Annotated in this window: 17 protein-coding genes, 1 tRNA gene and 1 riboswitch; of the genes, 11 read left to right on the forward strand and 7 right to left on the reverse strand. The window is 74.0% G+C overall.

From position 1 onward, the window contains the following. The first annotated feature begins 7 nt into the window (after positions 1 to 7). From AMK29_RS13265 to AMK29_RS13285, 5 genes are all read left to right on the forward strand, one after another. Positions 8 to 502: a rhodanese-like domain-containing protein gene (locus AMK29_RS13265; RefSeq protein WP_073812073.1), complete on the forward strand. Its 495-nt coding sequence runs from the start codon at positions 8 to 10 to the stop codon at positions 500 to 502. A 75-nt stretch (positions 503 to 577) separates the two neighbouring features. Next, positions 578 to 651: transfer RNA gene (locus tag AMK29_RS13270), tRNA-Met, on the forward strand. A gap of 115 nt (positions 652 to 766) precedes the next feature. Then, positions 767 to 1,507, forward strand: coding sequence for a MerR family transcriptional regulator (locus AMK29_RS13275; protein ID WP_073812075.1), 741 nt, complete (start codon positions 767 to 769; stop codon positions 1,505 to 1,507). Positions 1,508 to 1,641: 134 nt separating this feature from the next. After that, a complete protein-coding gene (locus AMK29_RS13280; RefSeq protein WP_073812078.1) occupies positions 1,642 to 2,853 on the forward strand; it encodes a PP2C family protein-serine/threonine phosphatase in 1,212 nt (403 codons plus the stop codon). A gap of 201 nt (positions 2,854 to 3,054) precedes the next feature. Continuing rightward, positions 3,055 to 3,201: riboswitch (cyclic di-AMP (ydaO/yuaA leader) on the forward strand. 11 nt (positions 3,202 to 3,212) lie between these two features. Further along, on the forward strand, positions 3,213 to 4,349 hold the full coding sequence (locus AMK29_RS13285; protein WP_073812081.1) for a M23 family metallopeptidase: 1,137 nt from the start codon (positions 3,213 to 3,215) through the stop codon (positions 4,347 to 4,349). Positions 4,350 to 4,426: 77 nt separating this feature from the next. Here the strand turns inward: AMK29_RS13285 and AMK29_RS13290 are convergent, their stop codons facing one another. The 4 genes from AMK29_RS13290 to AMK29_RS13305 all read right to left on the reverse strand — a co-directional run bounded on the left by AMK29_RS13290 (position 4,427) and on the right by AMK29_RS13305 (position 9,416). Next, a complete protein-coding gene (locus AMK29_RS13290; protein ID WP_073812083.1) occupies positions 4,427 to 5,758 on the reverse strand; it encodes a PrsW family intramembrane metalloprotease in 1,332 nt (443 codons plus the stop codon). Between the two features lie 56 nt (positions 5,759 to 5,814). Continuing rightward, on the reverse strand, positions 5,815 to 6,579 hold the full coding sequence (trmB, locus tag AMK29_RS13295; RefSeq protein ID WP_107422574.1) for a tRNA (guanosine(46)-N7)-methyltransferase TrmB: 765 nt from the start codon (positions 6,577 to 6,579) through the stop codon (positions 5,815 to 5,817). 72 nt (positions 6,580 to 6,651) lie between these two features. Then, positions 6,652 to 7,836 (reverse strand): L-2-hydroxyglutarate oxidase, encoded by a 1,185-nt coding sequence (lhgO, locus tag AMK29_RS13300; RefSeq protein WP_073812091.1) that lies wholly within the window; start codon positions 7,834 to 7,836, stop codon positions 6,652 to 6,654. A 140-nt stretch (positions 7,837 to 7,976) separates the two neighbouring features. Beyond that, positions 7,977 to 9,416, reverse strand: a complete 1,440-nt coding sequence (locus AMK29_RS13305) for an MFS transporter (protein ID WP_073812093.1) — start codon at positions 9,414 to 9,416, stop codon at positions 7,977 to 7,979. A 568-nt stretch (positions 9,417 to 9,984) separates the two neighbouring features. On the opposite strand from AMK29_RS13305, the gene AMK29_RS13310 reads away from it, so the two are divergent. The 3 genes from AMK29_RS13310 to AMK29_RS13330 all read left to right on the forward strand — a co-directional run bounded on the left by AMK29_RS13310 (position 9,985) and on the right by AMK29_RS13330 (position 16,316). Continuing rightward, positions 9,985 to 12,213, forward strand: a complete 2,229-nt coding sequence (locus AMK29_RS13310) for an asparagine synthase-related protein (RefSeq protein ID WP_073812095.1) — start codon at positions 9,985 to 9,987, stop codon at positions 12,211 to 12,213. Between the two features lie 127 nt (positions 12,214 to 12,340). Then, positions 12,341 to 12,652, forward strand: coding sequence for a Uma2 family endonuclease (locus AMK29_RS13315; protein WP_241845337.1), 312 nt, complete (start codon positions 12,341 to 12,343; stop codon positions 12,650 to 12,652). Positions 12,653 to 12,749: 97 nt separating this feature from the next. Then, positions 12,750 to 16,316 (forward strand): AfsR/SARP family transcriptional regulator, encoded by a 3,567-nt coding sequence (locus tag AMK29_RS13330; RefSeq protein ID WP_079196860.1) that lies wholly within the window; start codon positions 12,750 to 12,752, stop codon positions 16,314 to 16,316. Here the strand turns inward: AMK29_RS13330 and AMK29_RS13335 are convergent. Next, the gene (locus tag AMK29_RS13335) at positions 16,303 to 18,402 is read right to left on the reverse strand and encodes a sigma-70 family RNA polymerase sigma factor (protein ID WP_107422575.1); all 2,100 of its coding nucleotides are present in this window, start codon (positions 18,400 to 18,402) and stop codon (positions 16,303 to 16,305) included. The two genes, AMK29_RS13330 and AMK29_RS13335, sit on opposite strands and share 14 nt — an antisense overlap. Positions 18,403 to 18,679: 277 nt before the next feature. Next, positions 18,680 to 19,471, reverse strand: a complete 792-nt coding sequence (locus AMK29_RS13340) for a TetR/AcrR family transcriptional regulator (RefSeq protein ID WP_073812098.1) — start codon at positions 19,469 to 19,471, stop codon at positions 18,680 to 18,682. 352 nt (positions 19,472 to 19,823) lie between these two features. Between AMK29_RS13340 and AMK29_RS13345 the strand changes: the two genes are divergently transcribed. Further along, complete coding sequence (locus AMK29_RS13345) at positions 19,824 to 21,188, forward strand: NAD(P)/FAD-dependent oxidoreductase (RefSeq protein ID WP_073812100.1); 1,365 nt, start codon at positions 19,824 to 19,826, stop codon at positions 21,186 to 21,188. A 106-nt stretch (positions 21,189 to 21,294) separates the two neighbouring features. Next, positions 21,295 to 22,971 (forward strand): ATP-binding SpoIIE family protein phosphatase, encoded by a 1,677-nt coding sequence (locus AMK29_RS13350; RefSeq protein ID WP_073812102.1) that lies wholly within the window; start codon positions 21,295 to 21,297, stop codon positions 22,969 to 22,971. Here AMK29_RS13350 and AMK29_RS13355 read toward each other — a convergent pair. Beyond that, complete coding sequence (locus tag AMK29_RS13355; protein ID WP_198942228.1) at positions 22,968 to 24,236, reverse strand: MFS transporter; 1,269 nt, start codon at positions 24,234 to 24,236, stop codon at positions 22,968 to 22,970. The two genes, AMK29_RS13350 and AMK29_RS13355, sit on opposite strands and share 4 nt — an antisense overlap. 155 nt (positions 24,237 to 24,391) lie before the next feature. On the opposite strand from AMK29_RS13355, the gene AMK29_RS13360 reads away from it, so the two are divergent. Continuing rightward, entirely contained in the window at positions 24,392 to 24,958 is a 567-nt protein-coding gene (locus AMK29_RS13360) for a MarR family winged helix-turn-helix transcriptional regulator (RefSeq protein ID WP_073812106.1), read from the forward strand. The last annotated feature ends 344 nt before the right edge of the window (positions 24,959 to 25,302 follow it).

Genomic DNA, 25,302 nt, shown 5'->3' on the forward strand with positions numbered 1-25,302 from the left:
GATCACCATGACGACGACAACGACGCAGGTCAACCCCGTGCTCCGCACCCCGCCGGCCTCCCCGGCCGCCGCTGCCGCGTTCTTCTCCGCGAGCCTCGCCTTCCACGCCGACGTCTCCGATGTGGCGTCCGTGCTCGCCGCGTCCGCCGCCGACGGCACGGACCCCGGCTTCGTGGTGCTCGACTCGCGGTCGACCGCCTCCTGGGACCAGGGGCACGTCCCCGGCGCGATCCACCTGCCGACCGCGCTCATCCCCGAGCAGGCCGAGCAGCTGCTCGACCGGTCCGTGCCGGTCGTCACGTACTGCTGGGGTCCCGGTTGCAACGGCGCCACGCGGGCCGCGCTGGCCCTCGCCGAGCGGGGCTTCCAGGTGAAGGAGATGCTCGGTGGCTTCGAGTACTGGGTGCGGGAGGGCTTCGCGTACGAGACGTGGGAAGGGCCCGCGGAGAAGGCCGCGGACCCGCTGACCGCGCCGGTCGGCGCGGACGACTGCGGCTGCTGACCGGCTTCCGATCAGTTGCTGCCGTAAACCGATTTCGTGATCGCCCCGGTCATGGCGTACAGTCATGTTTACCGACGCGGGGTGGAGCAGCTCGGTAGCTCGCTGGGCTCATAACCCAGAGGTCGCAGGTTCAAATCCTGTCCCCGCTACTCAGTAGCAGCGAAGGCCCGGATCCGATCGGATCCGGGCCTTCGTCGTGTTCCCGCGAGGTTCCGTCCGTCGTGGCTTGACCTTGACGCGACGTCAAGATCTAGCGTTCTCGGCATGGAGTGGTCGATCCAAGAGATCGCCAAGAAGGCCGGCACCACCAGCCGCACCCTCCGGCACTACGGAGAGCGCGGACTGCTGGAGCCGAGCCGGATCGGCGCGAACGGTTACCGGTACTACGATCAGGCGGCGCTCGTGCGTCTGCAGCGGATCCTGCTGCTGCGCGAGCTGGGGCTCTCACTGCCCGCCATCGCCGAGGTCCTCGCGGGGCAGCGGGACACGTCCGCCGCCCTCCGCACCCATCTCGCCCTGCTCGAACAGGAGCGCGAGCGCATCGGACGCCAGATCGCGTCGGTGCGGACCACTCTCCACAAGACCGAGAACGGAGAAGAGCTCATGGCGGACGAAGTGTTCGACGGTTTCGACCACACGGTGTACGAGGAGGAGGTCACCGAGCGCTGGGGCCGTGACGCGTACGAGAAGGGGGACCGCTGGTGGCGGTCGCTCGACGACGCGCAGAAGAAGGCGTTCATGGACGAGCAGTCCGGCATCGCCCGGGACTTCGCGCGGGCGCGCAGGGACGGTCTGGCGGCCGGCAGCGACGAGGTGCAGGCGATCGCGCGGCGGCAGGTCGCCTGGCTGTCGCACACCACGGCACCGAGCAAGGAGTACGTGATCGGGCTCGGCCGGATGTACGTGGACGACCCCCGCTTCACGGCCAACTACGACAAGCACGGCGAGGGGACCGCGGTCCTCGTCCGGGACGCGATGGAGATCTACGCGGAGCGGAACCTCTGACGGGTCCGGTGCCCGGTGCCCCCGCCCGGTACGCCACTCGGCCCCGTGGAAGTCGCCGCCGGGCAGGGCGGCGGCCACCCTGGGAGGGCGCGGTACGGACCGCGGCCGGGTACGGACCGGGCAGGAGAGCACAGGTGGGGCACCCCCTAGGAGCGGGCGGCGGTGAGCGGCGGGGCGGCGAGAGCCGCCGCCCGTACGGGCGTGCCCGGCGGTTCATCCGCGCGCTGCCTCCGCTGATCATCGCCGGTGGGATCGTCTTCGACCTGCTGACACCGCCCGAGTACACCGCCGCGCCCCTCTTCTCCGCCGCCCCGCTGATCGCCGCGCCCTTCTTCTCCACCCTCACGACGCTCCTGACCGGCATCGCCGCCGTCCTCGCCTCCGTCGGGCTGCACCTCTACAACGGCACCGCCGACGAGATCCCGACCCTGACCGAGACCCTGACCGTCCTCACCGTCTCCGCGCTCGCCCTCCTCGTCAGCCGGGTCGTGCGCAGGAGCGGTGAGCGGCTCGCCTCGGCGCGGGTCATCGCGGAGACCGCGCAGAAGGCCGTGCTGCCGACGCCCGCCGAGCGGATCGGCGGGCTGCAGTGCGCGGCCCGTTACGAGGCGGCGCAGGCGGACGCGTTCATCGGGGGCGACCTGTTCGCCGTCCAGGACACCCCCTACGGGGTGCGGCTCGTGGTCGGGGACGTCCGGGGCAAGGGGATGGAGGCGGTCGAGGCCGTCGCCGTCGTCATCGGGGCCTTCCGCGAGGCGGCCGAGCAGGAGCGGAGCCTGGAGGGCGTGGCGCAGCGCCTCGAACGGGCGCTGACCCGTGAGGGCACCCGCCGGGACGGGCTCGACGCCGTCGAGGGGTTCACCACCGCCGTCCTGGCCGAGATCCCGCGCGGCGACGGGAACGGCACCTTCGACGGTTTCGTGCGGGTCGTCAACCGCGGGCACCCGTCGCCGCTGATCCTGTACGCCGACGGGCGTCTGGACACGCTGGAGCCGACCGAGCCGGCCCTGCCGCTCGGCATGGGCGATCTGGCGGCGTGGCCGGACCGGGCCGAGGGGCGGCCCTACCCGCCGGGCGCGACGCTGCTCTTCTACACCGACGGCCTCTCGGAGGCCCGGAACGCGGCGGGTGTCTTCTACGACCCGGGGGAGCGGCTCGCCGGGCGGATCTTCCCGGGGCCGGAGGAGCTGCTCGACGCGCTGGTGGACGACGTACGGCGGCACACGGGCGGCGGGACGACGGACGACATGGCGCTGCTGGCGCTGGCCCGTCCGGCGACGGGGCAGCCGGAGCGGCGCCGCACGATGCCGGTGGTGCCCCCGGGCGGGCCCGGTCACCGGCCGTAGTCGACAGGTGTCGCTGCGATAACAATTGACATAACGTCAGATCTTGTCGGCGCGGGCGGCCCCTGCTGAAGGGAGGTCAACTCGGACCAATCCCTCCCAATTCAGTGAATGATCAAGAGGAACGGCTTGGAATCGGGACCCCCTGTCTATTAACGTTCGATAACGCAGCGCGGTCGTCCCAGCCGCCGCAAGAGGCGGCACCGTGCGCACGCGCCGAATCCTGAAAAGGAACCGGGGAACCACCAATTGGGGTGAATCGGGCCCTTCGCACCTGTGCGACCGTGCTCGTAGGAGACCTTCCTGCTCCGAACCCGTCAGCTAACCCGGTAGGCGAGAAGGAAGGAAAGGAGCGCCCCTTCGTGGCGTCCAACACCCCCGCACCCGAGGCCCCCTTCGACGCCTTCGGTGGTGGTGCGGCTCCCGCGGCCCCGGGCACCGAGTGGAACCCCACCGAGGACACCCTCCGCGCCCAGAACCGCTCCGGCGGCCGGCACCGGGTCGTCAAGCAGCGTTCCAACTTCGCCCGCTCCTCCACCGTCCTCGGCGTCGGTGTCATCGCGGCCGTCGGCGCGGGCGGCCTCGCCACCGCGCAGGAGAAGCCTCCGGTAGCCATCTCCTTGCCGGATCTCCCCGATCTACACCTCCCGGACGCCCACGACCTTCCCGGAGTGGGCGACCTCCTGCCGGACGAGGCGAGCGCCGACACGGCCTCGGACGCGGACCTGGTGGCCGCCGAGGCCCGATCCAACCCGAACCCGCTCACCGCCGCCACGTACACCACCCCCGACGACGAGCAGGGCGGGACGGCCGAGCGGGCCACGCAGGCCGCGACCGGTACCGCCGACGCGGGCGAGGCCCTGCGCGCGCGCATCCTCCAGCAGGCCGAGCAGCAGCAGGCGTCCGCCGACGCCGCCGAGAAGGCCGCGGCGGAGAAGGCGGCCGCCGAGAAGGCGGCGGCGGAGGCCGCGGCCAAGGCCGAGGCGGCGGAGAAGGCGGCCGCGGAGGCGAAGGCGAAGGCCGAGGCGGAGGCCAAGGCCAAGGCGGAGGAGGAGGCCAGGGCGAAGGCCGAGGCCGAGCGCCTCGCGCAGCTCGCCGCGAGCTACTCGATGCCCCTCTCCTCGTACTCCCTCTCCGCCACCTACATGCAGTCCGGCTCGATGTGGTCCTCCGGCTACCACACGGGCCTCGACTTCGCGGCCCCCACCGGCACCCCGCTCAAGGCGGTCCACGGCGCCACCGTGAAGTCGGCGGGCTGGTCCGGCTCGTACGGCTACCGGATCGTCCTGGAACTGGAGGACGGCACCGAGGTCTGGTACTGCCACCTGTCGTCCATGACGGTCGGCGTCGGCCAGACCGTGGGCACCGGCGAGACGATCGGCCGCGTCGGCGCCACCGGCAACGTCACCGGCGCCCACCTCCACATGGAGGTGCACACGCCCGGCGGCAGTGGCATCGACCCGGCGGAGTGGCTCCGCAGCAAGGGCCTGTCGCTCTGAGGCCGATGACGGCCCGACGGTCCCGGGTCTGACGGTCCGTACGCCCACCGGGGTCGAAGGTCCTGAGGCCGGGACCTTCAACTCCGGTACGGGTTGTAGCCGTCGTAGTCCAGGTACTGCGGGGGCGCCCACACCCGGCCCGTCACCCTGGCCGCGTACGTGAGCGCCGGCGAGGCGATCTCACGGCGCTGCCACAGGTGGTGCAGCAGCTCCTGCTCCCGGGCCGGGAAGTCGGGCCCCGCGGTACCGCGCCGGGCCCGGTCCCGCAGGAACGCCAGGGTCGTCGCGAAGGACTCGTACTCGCCCACCGTCCGCGCGGCCGGCGCTCCGTACGTCCGGGCGGCGAACGCGCGGGCCAGCTGACGGGCCCGCATCGAGGAGAGCGCCAGCGGCTCGGCGGGGGAGAGCCAGCCGGCCGCCGCGTACGCCGGGAGCTCCCCGGATATCGTGCGCAGCTCCCGCTGCCGGCTCCACACCGCGAGCCAGGTCAGCAGGCCGAAGGCCGGGACCATGAGCGCCCCGTACACGGCGAAGAAGGCCCACGGGCCGCCGAAGGTGGCCGAGCCGTTCCAGGCGGCGTGCAGGCCCATGGCGAGCAGCAGCCCCGCGAGCGGCAGCAGCACCTTCCGGAGGCGCTTCCCGCGCGGGGCGAGCGCGGCGAAGCCGAAGCCGACGCCGGTGAGCACGGTGAACAGCGGATGCGCGAACGGCGACATGACGACCCGTACGAAGAAGGTCGCGGCGGTCACCGAGCCGAGGCCGGAGGTGCCGATCTCCTGGTCCTCGCCGAAGGCGTTGCCGAGGTAGAGGATGTTCTCGGTGAAGGCGAAGCCGGTCGCGGTGAAACCGGCGATGACGACCCCGTCGACGAGTCCGCCGAAGTTCCTTCTGCGGAAGAGGAACAGCAGCAGGATCGCGGCCGCCTTCGCGCTCTCCTCCACCACCGGCGCGACCACCGTCGCGCCGAGGGTGTCGGCCGAGTCCGGGTCCGCGGTGGCCGTGGCGATCCAGCGGACCGCGAAGGTGTTGGCCAGGATCGCGACGAGCGCCGCGGCGAAGGCGCCCCAGGCGAAGGCGAACAGCAGGTTCTTCCAGGGGCCCGGCTCGACCCGGTCGAGCCAGCGGAACGCGGCCATCAGCAGCGGTACGGGGAGCAGCGCGAGGCCGAGGCCGACGAGGAAGCCCTCGGTGCCGGTCTGCTCGCGGACCATCGCCAGGATGAACAGGGCGCAGATCGCGAGCACGGTGACGACGGCGACGGCCCGGACCAGTCGGCTGCGCCAGAAGTCCCGGCGTGGCCGGTACCGCCACTGGGACCGGTCGGCGGCGGCGGGGAAGGCCGGCTCCTCGGTGTCCCGGTGGGGGACGGGAGCGGTCTCCGGCTGGTCGGTGGGGGCGTGGTTCGACACGGGAGCGACCCTAACGACCCCCACCGACACCCGGCGACGGAGTTACCGGCTCCGGGTCACTTGCGGCGGAAGAGGAGGTCGTGGACGACGTGGCCCTTGTCCAGGCCCTGGCCCTCGAAGCGGGTGAGGGGCCGGAAGTCCGGGCGGGGCGCGTACCCGCCGTCGGCCAGGGTGTTCTCGAAGTCCGGGTGCGCGGAGAGCACCTCCAGCATCTGCTCGGCGTACTCCTCCCAGTCCGTCGCGCAGTGCAGGACGGCCCCGGGCTTCATCCGGGTCGCGAGGAGGCTGAGGAACTCGGGCTGGATGAGCCGCCGCTTGTGGTGGCGCGCCTTGGGCCACGGGTCCGGGAAGTAGACCCGGCAGCCGTCGAGGGCGTCCGTGGTGAGCATCTCGCGCAGCAGGATGATCGCGTCGCCGTTGGCGACCCGCACGTTCGTCAGACCGTTGCGGTCGGCGAGGCCCAGCAGATTGCCCTGGCCCGGGGTGTGCACGTCGACGGCGAGGATGCCGGTGCCGGGGTCGGCGGCGGCCATCTGCGCGGTCGCCTCGCCCATGCCGAAGCCGATCTCCAGGACGACCGGAAGCCCGCCGAACATCTCGCCGAGGTCGAGGACCCGCTTGCCGTCGATGTCGAGGCCCCAGTCGGGCCAGCGCTTCAGCATCGCCTCGGCCTGACTGGTGGTGACGCGGCTGCGGCGCGGCTGGAAGCTGCGGATCCGGCGCTCGTGATGGGAGCCGGCGGGGTCGGGCAGGGGGCCCTCACCGGGGGCGAACCTCTGGCTGCCGCGCCGGACGGGGGGCTGGGCGGGGTGCGGGGTCATCTCAGGCTGCTCAGACACAATGCCCACGATTCTACGGCGCCCGGCCTCCCACCGGGCCCGGCGCGAGGCCGGTCACAGCAGGGCCAGGGCCCGGCCCGCCACCTCCCGGCCGATCGGCAGGGACGCCGTCGCCGCGGGCGACGGCGCGTTCAGGACGTGGACCGTCCGGGCGGCCTCGCGGATCAGGAAGTCGTCGACGAGCGTCCCGTCCCGCAGCACCGCCTGCGCCCGCACGCCGGCCGCCGCCCGGCGCAGATCGGACTCCCGCACCACCGGAAGCAGCCGCCGCACCGCCTCGGTGAAGGCCCGCTTCGACAGCGACCGGTGCAGCTCTCCCGCCCCGTACCGCCAGTGCTCGCGGGCGATGGCCCACGAGCCTGGCCAGGCCAGGGTGGCGCCCAGTTCACGCGGCCGGACGACGGACCAGCCGTACCCCTCACGGGCGAGCGCCGGGACCGCGTTCGGCCCGATGTGGACGCCGCCGTCGATGCCGCGGGTCAGGTGCACCCCGAGGAAGGGGAACGCCGGGTCCGGCACCGGATAGACCAGCCCCCGCACCAGCGAGGGGTCCGCGAGCTCGTAGTACTCCCCCCGGAAGGGGACGATCCGCATGCCCGGGTCGTCGCCCGCGAGCCGCGCGATCCGGTCGCAGTGCAGCCCCGCGCAGTTCACCAGGACCCGCGCCCGCACGACCCGGCCGTCCGCCGTCCGCACGGCGACGCCCCACGGCCGCCGGTCGATCACGGTGACCTCCGCCCCGTACAGGATCCGGGCCCCGGAGGCCTCGGCGAGCCGCTCGGACACCGCCCCGTAGTCGCAGATGCCGGTCGTGCCGACGTGGATCGCGGCCAGGCCCCGCACCCGCGGCTCGTACTCGCTGATCTGCGCCGGGCCCAGCTCGCGGACCGGGATGCCGTTCTCCCTGCCGCGCTGCACGAGCGCGTGCAGCCGGGGCAGCTCCTCGCGCTCGGTGGCGACGACGAGCTTGCCCGTCACCTCGTACGGAACGTCCCACTCCGCGCAGAACTTGACCATCTCGGCCGCGCCCTCGACCGCGAAGCGGGCCTTGAGCGAGCCCGGCCGGTAGTAGATCCCGCTGTGGATCACCCCGCTGTTGCGTCCGGTCTGGTGGCGCGCGAGGGCGTGCTCCTTCTCCAGGACCGTGACGCGGGTGCCGGGAGCGGCGCGCGTCAGGGCGTACGCCGTCGACAGACCGACGATCCCGCCGCCGATCACCAGCACGTCACAGTCAAACACCAGCGCCACCTCCCACCCCCGATAGTGCACTGGCCCACTGACAATCCCGTGAAACCTCGCGCGGGGGCACGAGACGCAGCTCACGCCGAGCCGGCGGGCGGCATCCCGCCGGGCCGTGCGTCACGCCACCGGGCCGTGCGTCACGCCGGGGCGACGAGGAGCGGCCTGGCGCGTTCCCTCAGTTCCATGACCCGCGGCTCGTCCCCGTACGGTTCGAGCCGGTGCAGCAGGTCCCGTACGTACTCCGTCGTCCGTGCCGAGGAGATCCGGCCGGCCACCTCCACCGCGCGCGTACCCGCCGCGCAGGCCGCGTCCAGGTTCCCCGACTCCAGCTCCGCGACCGCGGAGACCACGAGCCGCAGCCCGTGCGAGCGGACGAACTCCTCCGTCGGCCGGGAGAGCGCCTGCTCGGTGAAGCGGCGCACCTCGCGGGGCGCCTTCAGGTCGCGGTAGCACTCCGCCGCGTCGGCGCAGAAGCGGTCGTACGAGTAGAAGCCCAGCCAGGTCGGGTCGGCGTCGCCCTCGCGGGAGCGCTCCAGCCAGCCCTCGGCCGACTTGAGCGCGGCCGCGGCGGCGACCCCGTCACCGGCCTTCGCGTGCGCGCGTGCCTCGACGAGCCGGAAGAAGGACATGGTGCGGGCGGTGGCCAGGCCCCGGTTCCGCTCGAGGGCGGCCTGGGCGAGGTCCACGCCCTCGTCGGCGAAGCCCCGGTAGGTGGCCTGGAGCGACATGGAGGCGAGGACGTAGCCGCCGAGGGGCACGTCGGCGGCGGCGCGGGCGAGCCGCAGGGCCTGGATGTAGTAGCGCTGGGCGGCCTCCTGCTGGCCGGTGTCGAAGGCCATCCAGCCGGCGAGCCGGGTGAGCTCGGCGGTCGCGCCGAACAGGGCCCGGCCTACCTCGTCCGAGTACGAGGCGAGGAGGAGCGGCGCCGCGTCCACGCGTAAGCACTCGGGGACCATGGACGACCGCCAGTCCCCGCCGCCGTACTTGGAGTCCCAGCGGCGCGCGTCCTCGGCGGCCTCGCGGAGTTTGGCGACGTCGCTGTGGCCCACGCGCGTGTGCTCCGTGACGGCGGCGGCCGTGATGCCGCCCGCCGGGTGCGGTGCCTCGCGCTCCACGGACGGGTCGGCGGGGGTTATCAGCCAGCGGGACGCGGGCGTCGCGTACGCGCTCACCGCGAAGGAACCGGCGAGCGACTGCCAGATCCCGCCCCCGGCCCGCCGCCCGGCGAGGTCGAGCCGGTACAGGTCGGTGGCCGAACGGACCGCCTCGCCCACGTCGCGCGGGAAGGCGAGCCCCACCTCGGGCGCCGGGTCGGCGTCGGCGAGTCCGATCTCGTGCAGCGGCACGGGCCGGCCGAGCTTCTGCCCGATCGCGGCGGCGATCAGATGCGGGGCCGCCCCCTGCGGCACCATGCCCTTGGCCACCCACCGGGCGACCGAGGTCTTGTCGTAGCGAAGCGTCAGCCCCCGCTGAGCGCCGAGGTCGTTGACGCGCCGGGCAAGCCCGGCGTTGCTGATTCCCGCGAGGGCGAGAACCGTGCCGAGCTTTTCGTTCGGCCCGCGTTGCTCCCTGGACATGACGCCACCCCTCGACCACCCAGACGGCCGCCACGACGCCGGGCATAGGCGTGCGGCATTCGTAAACACAGCGTAGTTCGCCGCATCCCTACCGTTAAGGGGCGGAGTTCCGTATGGCGAGATTGTTGTGTGAAAGGCCGATGGGTCTCACCGGTGGCCCGATCGTGCTCCCGCCGTGTGGCCGTGCGCCCCGCCGCGCGCTCTCTCCAGGCCGCCGGGGGAGCGCTTCCATGAGGAGCGCGTGGGTCGGCCCACTCGGCCGGGAAGGAGTCCCGGACCAGTGGGCTGGGGGATACCGCCGCCCCATTCCCCGCGGGCGGCGGCCGGCCCCGGGAGGCGTGAGCGCCTCCCGGGCTGCCGGTGACCGGTGGGAAGCGGTGTGCGCGGGCGGACGCCCGGATGCCTTCCACCCCCGCCGGGGAGGGTCGATATTTGGCCGAATGACGCCGGTGGTCAACTGGCCCATGCCAGGGGCGCATTCGGCTTTCGCGCGCGTGCACCCGGACACCGCCCCGTGCGCCGTTGTCGTGGCAGCATGTCTCCCACCGAAACGGACGTGGAGGCGCCGATGCGATGGCTGGTGGGCTGGAGCAGTGTCGCCGCGAGCTACGCAACGACGGCCGGGACGCGTGCGGGGTCGGTGAACGGCTCGTACGGCGGCGGATACGACGGCGGTCATGGCGCTCAGGGCTCGTCCGGCGGCGGGTACGGCAGCGGAAACGGCGGCGCGTACGGCTCCTCCTCCCGCTCCGCCGCCACCGAGGGGCGCACGGTGCAACCGGTGGGCGCACAACTCCTGTGGGGCGACCCCGATCCGCTGTGGGCGGTCGGCGACTGGCGTCCGGACGAGGTGCGGGTGGTGGCCGTCGACGACCACACCCGCCTCGCCGTGCTCGGCTGTTGCGCCGCGAGCGACGAGGAGCTGCGGCTCGGCCTGCTCACCGCGCGCGGAGGCGCGTTGCGGCACCTCACGGCCTGGCCCGGCAGCTACACGGCGGTCGTCAAGGCCGGTCGTCGCGTCACCGTCACGGGTGATCTCGCGGGCGCCCGGCCGGTGTTCCACACCCCGTGGGCCGGCGGCACCGCGTACGCCACCGCCGCCCTGCCGCTCGCCGACCTCGTCGAGGCCCAGCTCGACATCGGCCATCTGGCCGCGCTGCTCGCCTGCCCGGAGACCCCGGAGGCGCTGCGCGACTCCACCCCGTACGAGGGGGTCCGGCGGGTGCCGCCCGGCCACGCGCTGATCCTGAGGGAGGGCTCGCGCGAGATCACCGGGTACGAGCAGGTCGCCTCGCTCGCGGTCGCGGCGGCCGAAACCGACCCCCGGCAGGCCGTCGAGGGCGTACGGGACGCCCTGATCGAAGCCGTGCGCGCGAGGCTCACCGCCCCCCGGCACGCGCCGGAGACCGCGCTTCCCGACCCCGGCCCCGTCCCCGGCATGGGACCCGCCGACCGGCGGGCGGCCCGCGGCGGGGGCCCCGCGCCCGGCATCGGCGCCGATCTGTCCGGCGGCAGCGCCTCCGGCACGCTCGCGCTGCTCGCCGCGGGGCTCCCCGGGGTGCCCGGCACGATCATCGGGCACGGTACGGGCGCGGGGGAGCGGCTCCTCGCCGTCACCTTCAACGACCTGGTGACCCGCGCCGGTTCGGGCCGGGCGGACGAGCTGAAGCGGGCCGGGGAGATAGCGGCCGACCCGCGCCTGCACCACGTGGTCGTCGCCGGCGGCGAGGAGGCGCTCCCGTACGCCGCCCTGGACGGTCCGCTCACCGACGAGCCGGGACCCGCCCTCGTGACGGCCGAGCGGCACCGGAGACGGCTCGCGGGCGGCAGCGCCGACCACTTCACCGGCATGGGCGCCAAGCAGGTCCTCGACGCGCACCCGGCGCGCCTGGCCGACCTCCTGATGGACCGCAGGCGCCGTTCGCTGGTACGTCCCGTGACCGCGCTCGCCAGGGCCTCGGGGCCGTCGGCGGGGGCGCTCCTGGTGCCGCTGACCGTGTACCGGGCGGCGCGGAAGCTGGCGCGTACCCCGTACCGGACGGGTCTGGAGGCGGCCGCGCAGCGGGTCCTGGAGGCGAACCGCACGGCGCCGGACGGCTTCGGCCCGCTGGAGGCGTCCCTCTCCGCGCTGGCCTGGTCGCGGCCGGGACCGGCGGCCCGGTGGCTGACGGGGGAGGCGCTGGCTGAAGTATCGGTTCGCCTGCACCGGGCGGCGACCCTACCGACCTCCGTCCAGCGTCCGGGCGAGGCACGCGCGCGAGCGGCCCTCGCGCGTGCCGCGGCCGACCACCGGGTGCTCGAACAGGCCGCAGAGATCCGCGGCCAGCGCCTGCACGCCCCGTTCCTCGACAACCAGGTGGTGCGGGCCTGCCGCACCCTCCCGGAATCGCTGCGGGTCCAGCCGGACGCGCGCGCGAGCGTCCTGCGCACGGTCCTCTCCGGCGCCGGCGTCCACGACCTCCCGCCGGGCTGGGGCGCCCCCCACCCGGCGGTCCCGGCCGCCGCCACGCGCGCGGGCCTGCGCGCGGCGCTGCCCCAGCTCCTCGCCCTCTTCGAGGCCCCGCTCCTCGCGGACGCCGGCCTCATCGAGGCCCGTGTCGTCCGCAAGGCGCTCCACGCGGCGGCGGACGGCGATCCGGTCCCGCTGGACGGCCTGGCCGACCTGGTCTCCACCGAACTCTGGCTCCGCCGCCTCATGTCCCGCCGAGGCTCCTGCTGGACCAACACGACGGAACCCCGGGCCCACCGCGCGGTCCAGGGCCCGCTGATCCCGGCGTCGAGGTCCCTGCCGGCGTGACGCTCCTCTGTGCCGGAGATCGTGACCGAGGTGGTCGAGCAGGTCATCGCCCGGCGCGTCGACAGGACACTGCGCGACTTCACGGACATCGGCCTCAGCCTGGGGAAGCACCGACACGGTCAGCGTCATCCCCGACCTCGTCGTCGCCCCCAAGGGCAGCCTCGACGACCAGCAGGAGTGGCACGCCCCCGACCCCGTTCTCCTCGTCGCCGAGGTGACCCCCACCTCCACCGCGAGCCGTGACCGCGTCCAGAAGATCCGTGCCTACGCGCGCGCGGGCATCCCTCTCCACCTGCTCATCGACCGCGAGTCGGGCGAAGCCGTCGTGTGCTCCGGGCCGGCCGGAGACGACTACGGCCACAAGTCCATCCACAAGCTGGGGACAGCCGTCGCACTCCCTCACCCGCTCGGCTTCGAGCTGGACACCTCGGCCTTCTGACGGCGCCCGGCGCGCGTCCCGCCGGGTGACGCCCGGAGGCGTGCGCCCCCGGGTAAACCCTGAGGCGCCCGCCAGGGCCACCGGCCACAATGAGCCGGTGCGGTATCTCATCCTCGGCACCACCGAGGCCCTCGGCTCCGACGGCACCCCCCTCCCTCTCGGCGGCGCCCGGCTCCGCGCGCTCCTCGCCGCGCTCGCGCTGCGCGGCGGACGGTCGGCCTCCGCCGCCGAACTCGCCGACGACGTGTACGGGGACAACCCGCCGCAGGACGCACCCGCCGCCCTCCAGGCCCTGGTCGGCCGCCTCCGCCGGATCCTCGGCCGAGAGGCCGTCGTCTCCACCCCCGGCCCCGGCTACCGCCTCGCCGCCACCCCCGACGACATCGACCTGCACGTCTTCGAGCGCCGGGTCGGGGACGCGGGCACCCGCCTCGACGCCGGCGACCCCGACACCGCCGCCACCCTCCTCCGGGAGGCCCTCGCCCTCTTCCGCGGCCCCGCCCTCGCCGACCTCCCCGACCCGGCGGGCCTCCGGGCCGAGGCCCAGCGGCTCGCGGCCCTGCGACAGCGCGTCGAGGCCGATCTGCGCCGCGGCGCCACCGACGGACTCGTACCGGAGCTGACCGAGCTCACCACCACGTACCCGTACGACGAGGCCTTCCGCGCCCACCTCATCCGCGCCCTGCGTGCCGACGGCCGCCACGCCGACGCCCTCGCCGCGTACGAGTCGGCCCGCCGCACCCTCGCGGACGCCCTCGGCGCCGACCCGGGCCCCGAACTCACCGCCCTCCACCGCGAGCTCCTCACCGGCCCGCCGCCCCGCCCCGCGCGCGACAGCCGTACGGACCCGCCGCCGGGTTCCGCCCGAGACCCTCGCACGGACCCGTCGGCGCGATCCGCTCACGCCGGCGGTACGTCCCCGTCGCCAGGATCCGCCCGGGACGGCGGGACGGACACGCCGCCAGGACCCGCCCAGGACCGCCGTACGGATCCCCCGTCCCGATCCCCGCGGGACCCCCGCACAGACCCGTCACCAGGATCCGCCCCGGACGGGAGCACCGGCGCACACCGCGACCCCCCACACCAGAACCCCGCCCCCGGCAACATCCGCCCCCGGCTCACCTCCTTCGTCGGGCGGGAGCCCGAGCTCGACGCGGTCCGCGACGACCTGGCCCGCTCCCGGCTCGTCACGCTCACCGGCCCCGGCGGCTCCGGCAAGACGCGCCTCGCCGAGGAGGCCGCGCTGCGGGCGGAAGGGCCGACCGCCTGGATCGCCGAACTGGCCCCGCTCGACGACCCCGAGGCGCTCCCCGGCGCCGTCCTCTCCGCGCTCCGGCTCCGCGAGATCAACCTGATGACCCGCGACGGCGTGCCCCTCCAGGACGACCCCACCGCCCATCTCGTCGAGCACCTGGCCAGGCGCCCCCTCCTCCTCGTCCTCGACAACTGCGAGCACGTGATCGACGCGGCCGCGGCCCTCGCCGAGACCCTCCTCACGCACTGCCCGCAGCTCCGCGTCCTCGCCACCAGCCGTGAACCCCTCGGCGTCCCCGGCGAGTCGGTCCGCCCGGTCGAACCCCTCCCACCGGACCCGGCCCACCGCCTCTTCGTCGAGCGAGCCCGTGCCGTACGCCCCGCCCTCGACCTCGCCAGGGACGGCGACGAGGCCGTCGACGAGATCTGCCGCCGCCTCGACGGCCTGCCGCTCGCCATCGAACTGGCCGCCGCCCGGCTGCGCCTGCTCACCCCGCGCCAGATCGCCGACCGCCTCGACGACCGCTTCCGTCTCCTCACCTCCGGCTCCCGCACCGTGCTGCCCCGCCAGCAGACCCTCCGCGCGGTCGTCGACTGGTCCTGGGACCTGCTCGACCCCGACGAGCGCACCCTGCTCCGGCAGGTCTCCGTCTTCGCCGGCGGCTGGGACCTGGCCGCGGCGGAGGCCCTCTTCCCCCGCGCCGCCGACTCCCTCGGGGCCCTCGTCGACAAGTCCCTCGTCGTCGCCACCCCCACCGAGGGCGGCGAGATGCGCTACAGGCTCCTGGAGACCATCCACGAGTACGCGGCCGAGCGCGCCGCTGAGACCCCGGAGCTCCTCGCCGCCGCCGAAGCCGGCCACACCGCCCACTTCACGGCCCTCGCGGAGGCCGCGGAGCCCCGACTCCGCTCGGCCGAGCAGCTGCCGTGGATCGAGCGGATCGAACACGACCTCGACAACATCCGCGCCGCCCTCCACCGCACCTTCGTGACCAGCCCCGACGAGGCCGCCGCCCTCCGCCTCGTCTTCGCCATGGGCTGGTTCTGGTGGCTGCGCAACTACCGTCCCGAGGGACAGGCCTGGGTGGAGCGCGCGGTCGCGCTGGGCGAGGACCCGGCCGACCCGGCGGACCCCCGCTACTGGCCGCGCATGCACCTGCGGATGCTGCACTTCTTCCTCGCGGTCGAGAGCAGCACGATGGGGGACTTCCAGACACCGGAGACGATCGAGCTCGTCGGGCGGGTGCGCGCCGCGTTCGGCGACAGACCCGGCCCCGAGGCCGCCCGGTTCCCGGGCCTGCTGTGGCCGTTCTCCGCGTTCCTCACCGAGGAACCGCCGGTGGTGCGCCGCCTCCTCGACGTCGCCGTCGACAACTGCCGCCGTCACGGCGGCGACTGGGAGATCGGCGTCAGCCTCATGTTCCGTACGCACATGGTCGTCGACATGCCCGGCGGCAACGACGACATCGACGAGGACCTGGCCGAACTCCGGGAGCTGTCGCGCCGCGTGGGCGACCGCTGGATGGGCGCGCAGATCGAGAGCGCGGCGGGGGAGGCCCATATGATGCGCGGCCGCCACGAGGAGGCGGCCGAGGCGTACGAGGAGGCTCTCGCCCTGGCCCGTGAGGTCGGGGCGCAGGCCGAGAGCCCGTTCCTCCTCGCCCGCCTGGCCGAACTCGCCTACCGGGCGGGGGATATGGAGGCCGCCGAGCGGGGTCTCGACGAGGCCGCGCGGGAGGCCGAGCGCCATCACGTACGGGACACCCAGACGTTCGTCTGTTTCCTGCGCGCCTCGCTGGCCCTCTACCGCGGGGATGTGGCGGCGGCCCGCGTCCACGTGGAGGAGGCGGGCCGGACGGTCGCGCTCGGCACCCCGCCGCCGCACTTCACCGCGGTGGTGACCGGCCTCGCGGCCCGCGTCGAGGCGTACGAGGGTGAGGGCGCCGCCGCCGTCGCCACGGCCGCCTCGGCGTTGCGGGCCGCACGGGACGCGCAGTGCGCGGACTTCATCACCACGGGCCTGGCCGAGGGCCTCGCCTTCACCCTGTCCGAGGCGGGCGAACCGGCCCTCGCGGTGAGGGTCCTGGCGGCCGTCGACGGCTGGCGCGACGAGACGCCCCGCTCGGTGCCGGGGCGGCGGGAGGCGGAGGCCATGACGGCCCGTGCGCGCGCCGTACTCGGCCCGTCGGGCTTCGCCGCCGCCCGCGCGGCCGGCGCGGGCCTCGGCCTCGACGACATCCTGACCCTCGCGGCGACGGTCACCGAAGCCACGGGGGCGACCGCACCGGCCGCCGACCCGCCCGCATCGACCGGCGACAGGCCCGCACCGGCCGGCGACAGGCCCGCACCGGCCGCCGACCCGACTGTCGGGGGCGGCGCCGGCCGGGACCGGACCGTCAGGCGCAGCTGATCCGGGACTCGGCCCAGTCGGCGACAGCGGCGCGCCCGAACGGCGTGTGCTCCTCCACCGCGAGCCGGAGCGTGCCGCGGCCGGTGAGGTCGACGTGCACCGGGACCGGTGGGTCGCCCGGCCGGACCACGTCGGACCGCCAGAGCCGTTCCTCGTCCCCGTACACGGAGAAGCGGACGCCGCCGACGCCGAGCGGGACGCTCAGGTCGTCGACGCCGACGACCGCGTCGTAGCTCGCGCACTGCCGGTTGAGGGCGATGGACAGCGACGACGGCGCGTGGACGCTGACCCCGTGCGCGTACGGCGTGCCGCCGATCCGGAGGCCTTCGCGCGGCCACATCCAGCTGCTGTCGGAGAGGGCGACCTCGGGCTTGGTGCCGTCGCCGAAGATGCCGTACTCCAGCTCGTTGACCTGGTAGACCGTCGGCGGCGCGGGCGGCGGCGCCGGCTTCTGCGAGGGCTTATCGGGGCTCGGCGTCGGCGTGGGCGTCGGCGTGGGGGTGGGCGTCGGCTTCGGGCTCGGCTTCGGCGGCGCCGGCTCCGGGGACGGCTTCTCGGGCGTCGGGGTCGGCGAGGGCTTCGGAGGGCTCGGCGTGGGGGCAGGGGCCGGCGGCTCGGACGTCACGGGCGGGGCCGGCGGTAGGGGTGCGGGCGGAGGCGCCGACCGGGGCGGGGGCGCGGGCTCCGCCGGTACGACAGGGGTGACGACCGGCTGCGTCGGCTTGGGCGCGGCCACCGGCTGCGGGTCCCCCGCCATGGCCCAGACGAGCCCGGCGGCCGCGGCGACGGCCATGGCACCCGCGATGGCGGCCTTCGCGGGCACGCCGAGTCCTTCGGCGGCCGCCCCTCCGGATGCCGCGCCACCGGAGGATCCGGAGGCGGCGGCCGCGGCGCCCGCACCGGCCGCACCGACGGCGCCACCGGCGACGACTCCGGCCGCCTTGAGCGAGTACCCGGCGGCGAACCAGCCGATGACGGCGACCGGCAGCAACGCGGGGATCCCCGCGTTGACATGGGCCAGCTCACCGGCGGCGAGCCGGCACTTGGCGCACTCGTCGAGGTGCTTGCGCAGTCCGCGTTCGGCCCGCATCCGCAGGCCGCCGCGCGCGTAGGCGCCGAGCCGGTCGGCGTACCGGGCGCAGTCGCCGCCCGCCGTGAGGGACTGGCTGACGTGCGCCTGGAGGTACGCCTGCTTGAGTCCCTCGCGGGCGCGGCTGGCGAGCACGGCCGTGGCGTTGGCGGTGAGCCCGAAGAGCGGGGCGACCTCGCTGGGTGACTCCTCCTCGACGGTGGTGTGCCACAGGACGGCCTGCCAGCGCTCGGGCAGCGAGCGGAAGGCCTGCATGGCGAGCGACTGCTCGGCCTCGTGCATGGCCCGGACCTCCGCGCCGAGGTCCATGGTGTCCTGGTCGGACACCTCGGAGGAGCGGGCCGCGTCCGCCGCGAAGACGGCGAAGTCCTCGACGAGGTGCTCCCGCTTCTGGGTCCTGGCCCAGTGCGCCGCGACCCGCCGGACGGTGGTCATGAGGTAGGCGCGCACGGCCTGCTCGGGCCCGGCTCCGCCCCGGACCGCCTGGAGGGTCCGGGCGAAGACCTCGGCGGTGAGGTCGTCGGCGGTGTGCGCGTCCCGGCAGCAGGTCCTGGCGTACCGGCGTACGGCGTCGGAGTGGCGGCGGAACAGTTCCTCGTACGCGGAGTCGTCGCCGTCCCGCATGAGCTGCACGAGATCGGAGTCGGAGGGCGGCAGCTCGACGGGCGGCGGAAGAACGGAGTCGTACGCACCGGCCCGGGAGTCGTACACGCCGGCCCCGGAGTCGTGCTCGCCCGCCCCGGTCGCGGTGTCGTGATCGGCCCGCGCCTGGTGACCGGTCGTGGTCCCGGCGGACGCTCCCGGGCTCGTCCCCCACCCGGACGCCTTGCCCCCGCGCTGCGGCGGGACGCTCGCGTCGACCGGTTCGGCCGACGTGTCCGGCGCGGCGGAGAGGCCTTCGGGACCTCCTTGACTCGGTACCTGCCCGGGGGCGAGGCCCCCGGTCCCGGCGGCGCCGCCGCTGCTCAGCGGCTCGTCCCGACCGTCACCGCTCATCGCGGAAGCCCCCGTACGCATGCTCAGAACCGAACACCGGCCAAGCCTGCCACAGAGCGCGGGCGCGCCGAGGCGTCGCGTCCACTTACCACTCGTCCGGGGCGACTTCGTGTATCCGGGCGTAACCGCGCACACGTTCGTGTCATGCTCGTCGGTCAGCCCGGACCACGGAAACCCACCGCCGGGGACGAAGCCGCCGGGGACGAAGCCGCCAGGGACGCGCCGCCCCGGACGTAGCCGCCGGAGGCGTACGGAACCTCTGCCGTTCCCCGAAGACCTACCGGGAGCGCAGCCCCTCGAGAAGGATGTCGAGGAGCCGGGTCGAGGCCGCCGCCTGCTGCACCGCGTCCGGCAGGGCCGGGGCCGCGGTGGCGATGACGAGGAGGACGTCCGCCACGGTCACGTCGGCCCGCAGCTCACCCGCCTCCCGAGCCCGGTCGACGAGCCGCCCGACCACCTCGAGGAGCTCCGCCGCACCCGCGTCGTCCCGCTCCTCGGCCGGTACGGGCCGCGGCGCGACCACCCGCGCGTCGGCCACGTCGGCGACACCGCGCTGGTACGGCACCCGGGCCGCGTCGTCCGCGTCGTCGCCGAAGGACGGCACCGCGGCGTCGTCCACCCGCACCCGCAGCACCTGCGGCGGCAGGAGACGCCCCGCGCCCGAGGCCACCGAGGTCCGCAGGAACCGGGAGAGCGCCGACCACGGCTCCTCCTCCTGGCCCAGCGCCGCCCGCGCCTGTTCGGTCAGCCGGGAGGTCTCCTCCTCGGCTATGCGCCGCACCAGCACGTCCTTGCTCGGGAAGCGCCGGTAGACGGTGCCGACGCCGACGCGGGCGCGGCGAGCCACGTCCTCCATCGGAGCGCCGTAGCCCAGCTCACCGAACACCTCGCGCGCGGCCCGAAGGACATGCTCCAGATTGCGCTGGGCGTCCACCCGCAGCGGCGCGGACCTGCCTCCGACCGCCACGGCCGTGCCGTTGCGCTCGGAGCCGACGGCGCCCGCGTGGAGGCCGTCGTCCACGGTCGCCGTCGCGGCGCCCGTCTGCCATCGTGAATCCTGAATCTGCATAAGCGTTCCCCCGCTCATGATGTCTCCCCCCGGAGACTCCCCGCCCTGACACGGGGCTCCCGGCCGGTGAGCGCTTCGGTCACGCGCTCGCCTCCGACACCCCGATGAACTACGAACATAGTTGAGTCCGGGTCAATTCAGAAGGGGGAGTTCCGTACGGTGCGCCCCCCGATCGGAGCAAGGACCGGAACACTCCCGATTCCCACCCACCCCCGGAGCCGTCCCGTCCACCCTGACCTGCGCGGTTTCCCCCACACCCGGCGCACGCGCCACCCCACGCCTCCGTACCCCTCCGGTCACACAATCTGTCGAGGCTGTGGACAAACCACGGACGGGAGTGCGTCATGGGACAGTGACCGAACCTGCGCGCATTCTCGTCGTCGGCGGCGGCTACGTCGGCATGTACACCGCGCTGCGCCTCCAGCGGCAGCTCAGGGCCGAGCTGAGAGCCGGCGCCGTCGAGATCGTCGTGGTCACCCCCGAGCCGTACATGACGTACCAGCCGTTCCTGCCCGAGGCCGCGGCCGGCTCGATCTCCCCGCGCCATGTCGTGGTGCCGCTCCGCCGGGTCCTCCACGGCTGCCGGATCCTCATCGGCGAGGTCCGGTCCGTCGACCACGCCAAGCGCACCGCGACCCTCTCGACCCTCGCCACCGCCGAGGAGGGCACCGGCGCGGTCGATCTCCCCTACGACGAGCTGGTCATCGCCCCCGGCTCCGTCTCCCGCACCCTCCCGGTCCCCGGCCTCCCGGACCACGGCATCGGCTTCAAGACCGTCGAGGAGGCCATCGGGCTGCGCAACCACGTCATCGAGCAGATGGACATCGCCTCCTCGACCCGTGACCCGGCGCTCCGCGACGCGGCCCTCACCTTCGTGTTCGTCGGCGGGGGGTACGCGGGCGTGGAGGCGCTGGCCGAGCTGGAGGACATGGCCCGCTACACGGCGCGGTACTACCACAACCTCAAGCCCGAGGACCTGCGCTGGGTCCTCGTCGAGGCCTCCGACCGGATCCTCCCCGAGGTGGGCGCCGAGATGGGCCGATACGCGATCCGCGAGCTCCGCGGCCGCAACATCGACGTACGCCTGGAGACCCGCCTCGAATCCTGCGAGGACCGGATCGCCGTCCTCAGCGACGGCACCCGGCTGCCCACCCGTACCGTCGTCTGGACCGCCGGCGTCCGACCGGCCCCCGTCCTCGCCGCGACCGACCTGCCGCGCGACGAGCGCGGCCGGCTCCGCTGCACGGCACAGCTCGCCGTCGAGGGAGTCGCCCACGCCTGGGCCGCCGGCGACGCCGCCGCCGTCCCGGACGTCACCGCGGAGGAACCCGGCAGGGAGTGCGCGCCCAACGCGCAGCACGCCGTCCGCCAGGCCAAGGTCCTCGCCGAGAACATCGCGGCCTCCCTGCGCGGACAGCCGCTCAAGGAGTACGCGCACGCGTACGCCGGTTCCGTCGCCTCCCTGGGCCTCCACAAGGGAGTCGCCCACGTCTACGGACGGAAACTCAAGGGATATCCGGCCTGGTTCATGCACCGCGCCTACCACCTCAGCCGGGTGCCCACCTTCAACCGCAAGGCCCGGGTCCTCGCCGAATGGACCTTGTCCGGCCTGTTCAAACGGGAGATCGTCTCCCTGGGGTCACTGGAACACCCCCGCGCCGAATTCGAACTCGCCGCCGCACCCCCACCGGACCACGGCGACAAGCCGTCGTCCTGACATCACTGTCAGTGCACTCGTCCACACTGGACGTGTGACCATAGGTGGGCTCACACCTGCACAGCGTGACTCTGCACGGCACCGACACCACGAGGCATACAGATCCGTGAACTTCACCCGTTGGAGCGCCCGGCTCCCCGGCACACAGCGCCGCGCGGCGCGGGGGACCGAAGGCTCCGTGCCCGCCGCCCGCGGTGAGTACGCGCGCCGGCCGGGACGACTCGTCGACCAGGCGGCCGAGCAGACCGAGGCGGCCGCCGCCACCGACACGTCCGGGACCGCCGACGTCCCCGCCCTCGAGGACTTCTCCGTCCGGGAGCTCCTCGGCCGCCTCCCCGGCCTGGTCGCGCTCGTGTACGGCCCGGAGCACCGCATCGCGTACGTCAACGACGCCTACGCCGCCGCCTTCGGCCCCCGCCCCGCCGGCGCCACCGTCGCCGCCTCCTGCCCGGAGGCCGAGGACCTCGGGCTGCTGCCCCTCATCGACCAGGTGCTGCGCAGCGGCAAGCCGCGCACGGTCAAGTCCCGCCGCACCCAGGACGGCGGCTCGTACACGGTGACGTGCCTGCCCGTGGACAGCCCCCACCTCGACGGCGGCGGAGTCCTCGTCCACGCCGCGGACGTCACCGACCACGCCGAGGCCGCCGAGCGGCTGCGGGCCAGCGAGCGCCGCCACCGCGAGACCGCCGTCACCCTTCAGCGCTCCCTGCTCCCGCAGGACCTCGAACAGCCCGACGACCTGCGGATCGCCGCCACCTACCAGCCCGGCGGCACCGACGCGGCCGTCGGCGGCGACTGGTACGACGTGATCACCCTCGGCGCCGGCCGCACCGCCCTCGTCATCGGGGACGTGATGGGCCGGGGCGTGCGCGCCGCCGCCGTCATGGGCCAGCTCCGCACCGCCGTCCGGGCCTACGCGCGCCTGGACCTGCCCCCGCACGAGGTCCTCCAGCTCCTCGACGGCCTCGCCGCCGAGATCGACGCCAGCCAGATCGCCACCTGCGTGTACGCGATCCACGACCCCAACGAGGGCAAGCTGGTCTACGCCTCCGCCGGGCACCTCCCGATCCTCGTCCGGGACGAGGACGGCACCGTCCGGCGCGCCGAGGACCCGACCGGGCCGCCGCTCGGCACGGGCGGCTGGCTGCACACGTCCGGCTCCATCGCCCTGCCGCCCGGCTCGACCGCCGTCCTCTACACCGACGGCCTGGTCGAGCGCCGCCGCGAGGACATCGACGAGGGCGTCGCCGCACTGGCCCGCGCCCTGTCCGGCGCCAGCGGCACCCCGCAGGTGGTCTGCGACCGGCTGCTCCGCTCCCTGGGCGTCACCGCCGAGCACGACGACGACGTGGCCGTCCTCGTCGTCCAGCACCCCTCGCGCCAGGGGCCGGACGCGGAGCTCTTCCACAACGCCGCCCTGGAACTCCTCGGCGGGGTGGAGGCCGCTCCACGCGCGCGTGCCTTCGCCTCGGGAGTCCTGTCGTCCTGGCGCTTCCCGGTCGAGCTGAGGGACCTGGGCGTCCTCGCCACCAGCGAGCTCGTGGCGAACTCGCTCCAGCACGGCACCCCGCCCATGCGCCTGCGCCTGCGCCGCACGGACCGCCGTCTGATCATCGAGGTGACGGACGGGGACGACCATCTGCCGCGCCGCCGCAGGGCGGAGACGGAGGACGAGGCGGGCCGCGGTATCTCGATCATCGCGACGATCGCCTCGTCCTGGGGGAGCCGCCGCACACCGGGCGGCGGCAAGGCGGTCTGGTGTGAGTTCGCGCTGCCCGACTAGGCGGCGGCGGTCTCCTTCTCGGGCAGGTGCTGCGCCACGACCCGGGACGGCTTCACGGCGAGCGACGGCTGGTTCTGCTCCGGGGTGAGCTGCCGGCCGAGCCGCACGGCGAGGAAGGTGATGCCGAGCGAGAAGAGCACGAAGGTCACGATGTACGGACCGTGCAGCGCGGCCCCCATGGGCCCGCCCACGGCCGGCCCGACGGCCAGCGCCAGCTGCTTGACCAGCGCGAAGGCCGAGTTGTACTGCCCGACCATCGACTCCGGTGCGAGGTCCGCCACCAGGGGCGCCACGGTCGGCGACAGCATCGCCTCACCGAGCCCGAAGAGGGCGTACGTGGCGACGAAGGCCGCCGTCGCCATGGCCTGGCTGCCGTGGCCGAGGCCCGCGTACCCGGCGATGAGCCAGGCCACGGTCCAGATCAGACCGACGGCCGCGATCACCCGGGACCGCTTGCGCCGCTCGACGAACTTCAGCACCAGGAACTGGGCGGCGACGATCACCGCGGTGTTGGCGGCGAGCGCCATGCCGAGCGCCGACGGCTGGATGCCGGCGGCCTCGGTGCCGTACGCGGCGAGACCCGACTCGAACTGCCCGTAGCAGGCGAAGAAGAGGACGAACCCGAGGACGCACAGCTGCACCATCGCCTTGTGCCCGAGCAGCGCACGCAGACCGCCGCCCTTCGCTCCCCCGGCCGGACGGGCGTCCCGCAGCGCGGGCGAGCCCGGCATCCGCACGGTCCCCACGATCGCCGCGAGGACGAGGAACATCGCCGCCTCGATCGAGAACAGCAGGATGAAGCTGCCCGGACGGGTCGTGTCGACCAGCAGACCGCCGATCAGACCACCGACACCGAGACCGAGGTTCTGCAGGAAGAACTGCATGGCGAAGGCCCGCGTGCGACCGACGGGCGTCGAGCACCAGACGATCATCGTGGCGAGCGCCGGCTGGAGCACGGCCGTGCCGGCCCCGAGCAGCGTCGCCGCCGCCACGGCCGCCGGCACGCCGGCGGCGAAGCCCATGCCCACGGCGCCCACGGCCGCGACCACCGAGGCCACGAGCAGGACCGGCACGGGCCCGCGCCGGTCGATGGCCCGCCCGCTGAAGGGCAGCACCACCAGTGCGGCCATGGCGAAGACGGCCAGGACGATGCCCGCCGTGGCCGCGCCCAGATCCCGCACCTGTGCCACGTACACATAGAGGTACGGCACCGTGAAGCCGAGTCCGAACGCGCTCAGCGCGCTGCCTGCCTGGATACGGCGCATCGCTGCGCCCCTCGCCTTGGTCACACTCACCCACTTCGGTCACAGATTCAGAGGTGTATCCCTGAACCTTGAAGACTTCAACGCTAAAGTTAACGTCTGTACTGTACACACCGAAGGACTTCAACGCCAACGAGACGCATGGGATACTCGCCTGCATGTCCGACAACCCCGAGCGGTCCGGCCCGCAGGCTCCCCAGGAGCCGAGCCTCGACGAGCAGATCGCCGCCTATCAGCGCGAGTTCCGCGACCTCGACCCCCAGGTCGAGAAGGTCGTCTCCGCCCTCGGCCGGCTGAACCGCCGGATGAACGTGGCGTACGGGCGCCAGCTCGCCGACCTCGGCATCAGCAACGCCGAGTGGGAGGTCCTCAAGACGCTGGTCCTCTCCGGGGAGCCCTACCGGCTCGGCCCCGGCGAACTCGCCAAGCGCCTGGGCCTCACCCCGGCCGCGATGACCCACCGCATCGACCGCATGGCCGGCGAGGGCCTGGTCACCCGCGACCGGGACGAGAACAACCGGGTCCGGGTGATCGTCGAGCTCACCGACGAGGGCCGCTCGAAGTGGCTGGAGGCCATGCGCATGGCCACGGACTTCGAGGAGGACCTCCTCCAGGACCTCACGGCGGAGGAGAAGGGCGTCCTCGGCGAGGTCCTCATCCGTCTGCTGCGCCGCGTGGAGCTCACCCAGCCGGACGCCGGCGGTCGCCTGACGGACCTCGACTGAGGCCATCGCAGGGGGGTTGACACCCCCCTGCCGGATGCGTAGTGTTCTCCGAGTTGTCACAGAGCCGGAACGGTTCTTCGACAACCACTCCCGCCGCTGATAGCGGCACCTCTACTCAGCACGATCTCCCCACCGGGATGAATTTCGGCATGCCGAAATTCATTTCGAAAGTCTCGATTATGAGGCGCCGGGGAAATCCGCTAGAGTTCAGGACGTCGGAACGGCCCAACAGCCGGAAAGACAAACCCCGCTGACTGGGAATCAGACGCCGAAAGGATCTGATAGAGTCGGAACCGCCGGAAGGGCCCGGAGCGAAAGCGAACGGGACCGGAAAGCACCGAGGA

The sequence above is a fragment of the Streptomyces sp. CB02261 genome, from assembly GCF_001905665.1.
Taxonomy (GTDB): Bacteria; Actinomycetota; Actinomycetes; order Streptomycetales; family Streptomycetaceae; genus Streptomyces.